Source organism: Candidatus Palauibacter scopulicola (genome assembly GCF_947581915.1).
Taxonomy (GTDB): domain Bacteria; phylum Gemmatimonadota; class Gemmatimonadetes; order Palauibacterales; family Palauibacteraceae; genus Palauibacter; species Palauibacter scopulicola.
Genome location: NZ_CANPWG010000030.1, coordinates 68,949 through 75,279 on the forward strand (window position 1 = coordinate 68,949; position 6,331 = coordinate 75,279).

Annotated in this window: 6 protein-coding genes; 3 read left to right on the top strand and 3 right to left on the bottom strand. The window is 72.1% G+C overall.

The genetic code is table 11. The features are described from left to right. The first annotated feature begins 19 nt into the window (after window positions 1-19). Window positions 20-394, top strand: a complete 375-nt coding sequence (locus RN743_RS06075) for a MerC family mercury resistance protein (protein ID WP_310777574.1) — start codon at window positions 20-22, stop codon at window positions 392-394. A gap of 18 nt (window positions 395-412) precedes the next feature. Here RN743_RS06075 and tadA read toward each other — a convergent pair whose 3' ends face one another. Together tadA and gltX are read right to left on the bottom strand one after the other, a co-directional pair. Beyond that, window positions 413-880, bottom strand: a complete 468-nt coding sequence (gene tadA / locus RN743_RS06080) for a tRNA adenosine(34) deaminase TadA (protein ID WP_310777576.1) — start codon at window positions 878-880, stop codon at window positions 413-415. Beyond that, a complete protein-coding gene (gltX, locus tag RN743_RS06085) occupies window positions 877-2,424 on the bottom strand; it encodes a glutamate--tRNA ligase (protein WP_310777579.1) in 1,548 nt (515 codons plus the stop codon). The genes tadA and gltX overlap by 4 nt, the downstream gene beginning before the upstream one ends. 30 nt (window positions 2,425-2,454) lie before the next feature. Here gltX and RN743_RS06090 point away from each other — a divergent pair, with 30 nt between their 5' ends. Then, the gene (locus RN743_RS06090; RefSeq protein ID WP_310777583.1) at window positions 2,455-3,744 is read left to right on the top strand and encodes an acetyl-CoA C-acyltransferase; all 1,290 of its coding nucleotides are present in this window, start codon (window positions 2,455-2,457) and stop codon (window positions 3,742-3,744) included. On the opposite strand, the gene RN743_RS06095 is transcribed toward RN743_RS06090, so the two are convergent. Then, the gene (locus RN743_RS06095) at window positions 3,741-4,793 is read right to left on the bottom strand and encodes a COX15/CtaA family protein (RefSeq protein ID WP_310777586.1); all 1,053 of its coding nucleotides are present in this window, start codon (window positions 4,791-4,793) and stop codon (window positions 3,741-3,743) included. The two genes, RN743_RS06090 and RN743_RS06095, sit on opposite strands and share 4 nt — an antisense overlap. Window positions 4,794-4,905: 112 nt before the next feature. Here RN743_RS06095 and RN743_RS06100 point away from each other — a divergent pair. After that, the coding region (locus RN743_RS06100; protein WP_310777589.1) for an ABC transporter transmembrane domain-containing protein at window positions 4,906-6,331 on the top strand (1,426 nt) is incomplete at its 3' end.

A 6,331-nucleotide genomic window follows, 5' to 3' on the forward strand; every position in this document is an offset into this window, starting at 1 on the left:
TCTGGTTTCCGGATCGCGCTTGGCGGCGTGCGCCGCGGCCTGGTGTGGCGTGCACTGCGCGCTCACGCCGCTCCTCGTCGCCGTGGCGCCCGCGCTCGCGCTCTCCGAAGGAGTGGAACGAGGGTTTTTGGTCGGGACCGTCGTCCTCGGCGCGGTCATGCTCTTCCTGGGCCCGGCCGGCAGGAATGCGATCGTACGCCTCGCCTTTGCGGGCGGAGCCGTGCTCTGGGCCATCTCCCTCGCCGGTTGGCTCGAGCCGCTGCCCGAGACCGCGACGTCGACCGCCGGCAGCCTGGTCCTTGCGGGCGCGCTTCTGCAGGGCGCCCGTGTCTGCCAAGCCGACGCGAGGGCGTGCGCGGTGTGCGACGACGAGCCCGCGGACGCACGAGGCTGAGCCGGCGCCACCCCCCGACTAGCGGCGCTGGCGGAAGAAGTCCCGCAGGAGACGGGCGGATTCCTCGGCGAGTACGCCGGACACGAGTTCCACCCGATGGTTCAGCCGCGGGTCGCAGACCAGGTTCTCGATCGACCCGCACATTCCGGCCTTCGGGTCCGCGGCCCCGAACACGACGGTGCGAACGCGCGCGAGGACCGCGGCGCCGGCGCACATCGCGCACGGCTCGAGCGTCGCGTACAGGGTGTGGCCCTCGAGGCGCCAGTCCCCAAGGCGGGCGGCGGCGGCGCGCAACGCCAGCACTTCCGCGTGGGCCGTCGGGTCGGCGTCGGTCCGCGTGAGGTTGTGCGCTTCCGCGACGATCTCGCCCGCCGGGTCCGTGACGAGGGCGGCGACGGGCACCTCTCCCCGCTCGCCCCCGAGGGCCGCGAGTTCGAGCGCCCGCCGCATCGGCGCCTCGTGCTCGGCCGGCCACGTCCCGTTCATGCGGTGGGCAACCGGGCTTCCAGGAAACGGACCGCCGCGCCGATCCGGGCCAGGGCCCGCTCCCGCCCCATCGCCTCGAGCACCTCGAAGATCCCGGGGCTTACGCCCTGGCCCATGAGGGCGACGCGGAGGGGGTTGATGATCCGCCCCGCACCGACATCGAGTTCCGCCGCAAGGCCCCGCACCTCGGACTCCAACGTCTCCACGTCGCGGAAGGCGGCCTCGCCGGCGAGACGCTCCGCCAGGCGCCGGAGGTGGAACGCCGTCTCCTCCGGCCGCTTCCAGAAGCGCTTCACCGCAGCTTCGTCGTAGCGGACGCTCGCGGCGAAGAAGGGAGAGACCTGCCGCGCGAGCGCGGGAAGCGTCCGCGGCCGCCCCTTCACCAGAGCGATGATGCGCGCCAGACGCTCCGGCGAGGTTTCGAGTCCGGGGTGGCTCCCGGCCAGCTCCCCCCCCTCCTCCCGCGCCTCGCGGCCGAGAATCTCGACGACCGCGACAGCCAGGTCGGCCGCCGGAGCGTCGGCGATGTGGCGCCCGTTCAGCCAGCCGAGCTTCTCAAGGTCGAACACCGCGCTCTTCTTCAGCACGCGACCGATGGAAAACGCCTCGACCAGGGCTCCGACGTCGAACACCTCGCGGTCGTCCCCCGGAGACCAGCCGAGGAGCGCGAGGAAGTTCACCATCCCCGCGGGCAGGTAGCCGCCGTCGCGATAGGCGAGGACCGAAAGGGCGCCGTGGCGCTTCGAGAGCCGCTTGCCGTCCGGCCCGAGGATCAGCGGCACGTGCCCGAAGCCGGGGAGCGGCCGGCCAAGGGCCCGGTAGAGGAGAATCTGCTTCGGCGTGTTCGAGAGATGGTCGTCCCCGCGAATCACGTGCGTGATCCCCGCCTCCGCATCATCGGAGACGACGGCGAGATTGTAGACGGGCGTCCCGTCGGAGCGAAGGATGATGAAGTCGTCGATCGAACCGGCGGGGAACGACATCGGTCCGTGGATCATGTCCTCCCACTCGATCGCCTCCTCCGGCACCCGAACGCGGAGGGCGAACGGCTCCCCGGCGTCGGCCCGCGCCCGCGACACCACGGGGTCCAGCCGGCGGCAGCGGCCATCGTAGCCGTATCCGGACCCGGCCCGCTGCGCCTCTTCGCGGCGCGCCGCGAGTTCCTCGGCAGTACAGAAGCAGCGGTAGGCGGCGCCCTGCCCGAGCAACGCCAGGGCATCGCGCCGGTGGCGCTCGACGCCGTCCGCCTGGAAGACCGGCCCCTCGTCCACGTCCAGCCCCAGCCATGCGAGTCCTTCCAGGATGGCCCGCGTGTGCTCGGGGCGGGAACGGGCCCGATCCGTATCCTCCACGCGCAGGAGGAACGTCCCGCCCGCGCGCCGGGCATACAGCCAGTTGAACAACGCCGTGCGCGCGCCGCCTACGTGCAGGAAACCGGTGGGACTGGGGGCGAACCGCACCCGTACCGTCAATCTGCGCTCCTGTTCCTCGGGGAAACCGCCGAACCCGGCGCGCCCGCGCGCCGAAGCCGTGGATCGTTCCATCTTGGATGGACGACCGATAGGATGCCACGCATGAGCCCTGGATCCGCTTTCGTCCTCCCCGGCCTGCGCAGTCCGTTCGCGAAGATCGACCGCGAACTCTCGCGCCTGGACGGTCTCGCGCTCTCCGCTCCGGTGATCCAGCAGACGGTGGCGGGGGACGGGGGCCCGGGCCGCGAGGAGGCGGGCCGGATCGACCTCTTCCTGTGGGGCGCGGTCATCCCCTCGCTCACGGTGAGTAACTGGGGCCGGGAAGTCTGGTTCGACGCGGGACTCGATGCGAGCGTCCCGGCGCAGGGCATCGTCCAGGCGTGCGCCACATCGATCGCTGCCGCCACTCACGCGGCGGGACAGGTCATCGCGGGACGGGCGGACCTCGCGCTCTGCGGCGGCGTCGAGTCGATGAGCCACACGCAGATCGGACTCTCGCCGGGACTCAGCCGGACGATCCGGCGCGCAGGGAGCGCGGGCAGCCCGCCGCGCATGGTGCGGACGCTGGCGGGGATTCGCCCCCGCGACCTCCGCATCTCGGCCCCGGCGGTGAAGGAGCGCACGACGGGGAAGACGATGGGACGGCACGCCGAAGAGATGGCCCGTGAATGGAACATCTCGCGCGAGGCCCAGGACCGTTTCGCGCTCGCGAGTCACGAGGGCGCCACCCGGGACGAGGGGGCGTTCTTCCGGCGGCTGCTCGTCACGCCCGGTACCTTCCCGATCGACCGCGACACCCTCCCGCGCGCCGGCACGTCGCTGGAGAAGCTCGCCGGCCTCCGCCCCGCCTTCTCCCGCTCCGAGGGGACGCTCACGGCGGGCAACTCGACCCCGCTCACGGACGGGGCCGCGGCGTGCTGGGTCGCGTCCGAGGATGGCCTGTCCCGGCTCCCCGACTCCCTCCCCCGGGCGCGCCTCCTCGACTGGCGACAGGCCGCGATCGATCCGGACCGGGAGGGACTGCTCATCGCGCCGGCCCTGGCGATCGCCGAACTGCTCCATCGCCACCGACTGACGCTCGAGAACATCGGGCTGTGGGAGTTCCACGAGGCGTTCGCGGCGCAGGTCCTGTGCACGATCGCGGCCCTCGAGGACTCGGAGTGGCTCGCCACGCGCTCCTCCGTGAAGGACGGCCTCGGCTCGTTCCCGCGCGACCGCATCAACCCCAACGGCGGCAGCGTCGCGCTCGGGCATCCCTTCGGCGCCACCGGAGCGCGCATCCTCTCCCAGGCCGTGCTCGAACTCGCGGAGCACCCCTCGGGCACGCGGGCGCTCGTCAGCGTGTGCGCCGCCGGCGGCCTCGGCCACGTGGCTCTCCTGGAGGCCGTTTAGCGCCGGAGTTCGAAGGTGAGGCCCAGGAGCGCGGTGAAGAGGACGAGCGCGTTCGCCTGGTGGAGCGCCGCCAGGGAGACGGGGACGAAGAGCAGTAGCGTTGCGACCCCCAGCGCCGCCTGCACCCACGCCGCCGCGAAGCCCGCGTGCGCCCACATTCTCGCCGCCCCCGCGACGCGGCGCGCGCAGGCCCACCAGAGCGTCGTGACGCCCGCGAGCAAGACAATCGCGAGGATGCGGTGGCTGAACTGCGCCGTCGTCCGGTCCTCGAAGGGGCTCAGCCACCAGGGGTTCGCCCCGAAGAGGTCAGGGGGGATCCAGCCGTCCCCCATCCTTGGGAACGTGTTGTAGACGAGTCCCGCGTCCAGGCCCGCCACGAAGCCGCCCGAGAGCAGGGTGAGCGCGGCGAGGCCGAGCACGAGGGCGGCCCCGCGTCGAGGACCGGCGCTCCGCGCGGCCTCCGAGGCGCCGTTCCCCGCCCCGGAGCGCAGGAGCGAGAGCGCGGTCCACAGGGTGAGCGCGTAGACGAGGACGGCGAGCGCGAGGTGCGCGGTCAGCCGGTAGGGACTCACGCGGGGGATGTCGACGAGTCCGCTCCGCACCATCCACCAGCCGAGGAGCCCCTGCGCACCGCCCAGTGCGAACAGGAGCAGGAGGCGGGGAATGAGGGGCCGGGGAATCATCCGCCGCAGGAGGAAAACCACGAAGGGGATGATGAAGACGAGGCCGATCACGCGTCCCAGCAGCCGGTGCGCGTACTCGAACCAGAAGATGCGCTTGAACTCGGCCAGCGACATCCCCCGGTTCACGAGCCGGTACTCCGGAGAGTCGCGGTAGGCGGCGAACTCGCGCTCCCAGCCCTCGGCGCTCAGCGGAGGAACGACGCCGCCCACCGGCTCCCAGTCGACCATGGAGAGACCCGATCCGGTCAGGCGGGTCACGCCGCCGACGACGAGGGTCGCCGCGACGAGCGCGCAGCCGACGAGGAGCCAGGCCGCGATGATCCGCGCGTGGCGCCGCGATCCGCTGTGGAGAGGAGGCGATGGCATGAGGGGTTCCGGGGTGCGTTTGCGCCGGTTTCGCGATCCGTGCGAACTTCGGTCCCTCCCGGAGTCGCCGGGGCGCGGAAGATAGACGGGGACGGTGGAGAGGCCAAGCGCGATGTCGGACTCCGGAGCACGCATTTCGATGTTCGCCCTCCAGCGGCTCGCCCCGAGACTGCGGGCCCACCGCCCCGCGCTCGTCGGGGCCGGGATCTGCCTCCTGCTGAGCACGGCGATCGGGCTCGCCTTCCCCCTCATCGTCCGCTACCTGATGGACGCGGCCTTCGGCGAGGGCGACCCCGCCCTCCTGGGGGCGATCGCCCTGGGACTGCTGGGACTCTTCGCGCTCCAGGGCGTGTTCAACTTCGGCGAGACCTACTGGTTGGGGGCGACGGGCGAGCGGGTCGTGACGCAGTTGCGCGATGAACTCTTCTCCAAGCTGGTCAGGCTCTCCCCCGGCTTTCACGCGGGTCGCACCAGCGGCGAACTGACCTCGAGGCTGGCCTCGGACTGCTCGACGCTCCAGCAGATCATGGGGCATCAGATCGCCGAACTCGTGCGGCAGGTGCTCTTCCTCGTCGGCGCCGTGATCCTGCTCACGCTGCTTCACTGGCAACTGATGCTGACAACGCTGACCGTCGCCCCGGTGGTCGTCCTCGCGGGCTTCGCCCTCGGCCGTCTCCTGCGGAGGCGGAGCACCGAGGTGCAGGACCGCCTCGCCGCCGCGCACGCGGTTGCGGACGAGGCCTTCGGCCAGATCGACGTCGTACAGGGGTTCGTGCGGGAAGAGTGGGAAGAGGCCCGCTACCGGACCGGCATCGCAGCCGCGCTCGAGGCGGCGCTCTCGCGGGCCGTGGTGCGGGCGGTCCTCTTCGGGGCGCTCACGGTGGTCGCGTTCGGCGGCATCGTGGCCGTCCTTTGGCAGGGCGGACGGCTCGTGCTCACGGCCCAGATCACGGCGGGGCAGCTCGTGTCGTTCCTCCTCTACGCCTTCTCCGTCGCGGCGGCGATCATGGCGCTCGCTTCCCTCTGGGGCAGCTACCAGGAGGCGCAGGGCGCCGCGCGGCGTGTGTTCGACCTCCTCGACCGCGACAGCGAGATCACGGACCCGGAGACGCCGGCTTCGCTCGCGGGAGAAGGCCCGCCGGAGATTGCCTTCGAGGGCGTCTCGTTCCGCTACGGCGAGGGCGAACCGTGGGCCCTTGAAGGGATCGAGGCGACGATCGCCCCCGGCGAAGTTGTCGCCCTCGTGGGGCCGAGCGGCGCCGGGAAGACGACCTTCGCGTCGCTCATCCCCCGATTCTGGGATGCGACCGAGGGCACCGTGCGCGTACGCGGGACCGACGTGCGGGCCTGCGGCGTCGCGGACCTGAGATCGCGGATCGGCACCGTCCCGCAGGACCACCCGCTCTTCGCCGGTACGATCGGGGAGAACATCGCCTACGGGCGGCCGGATGCGGACCATCCGGCGATCGAGGCGGCCGCGGAGGCGGCGCACGCGCGCGAGTTCATCGAGCGGCTTCCGGACGGCTACGACACGCGGG

What these genes read in the sequence shown, in the direction of transcription:
- tadA (WP_310777576.1), bottom strand. Translation starts at nt 880, where the DNA reads ATGAACGGGACGTGGCCGGCCGAGCACGAGGCGCCGATGCGGCGGGCG.
- gltX (WP_310777579.1), bottom strand. Translation starts at nt 2,424, where the DNA reads ATGGAACGATCCACGGCTTCGGCGCGCGGGCGCGCCGGGTTCGGCGGT.
- RN743_RS06090 (WP_310777583.1), top strand. Translation starts at nt 2,455, where the DNA reads ATGAGCCCTGGATCCGCTTTCGTCCTCCCCGGCCTGCGCAGTCCGTTC.
- RN743_RS06095 (WP_310777586.1), bottom strand. Translation starts at nt 4,793, where the DNA reads ATGCCATCGCCTCCTCTCCACAGCGGATCGCGGCGCCACGCGCGGATC.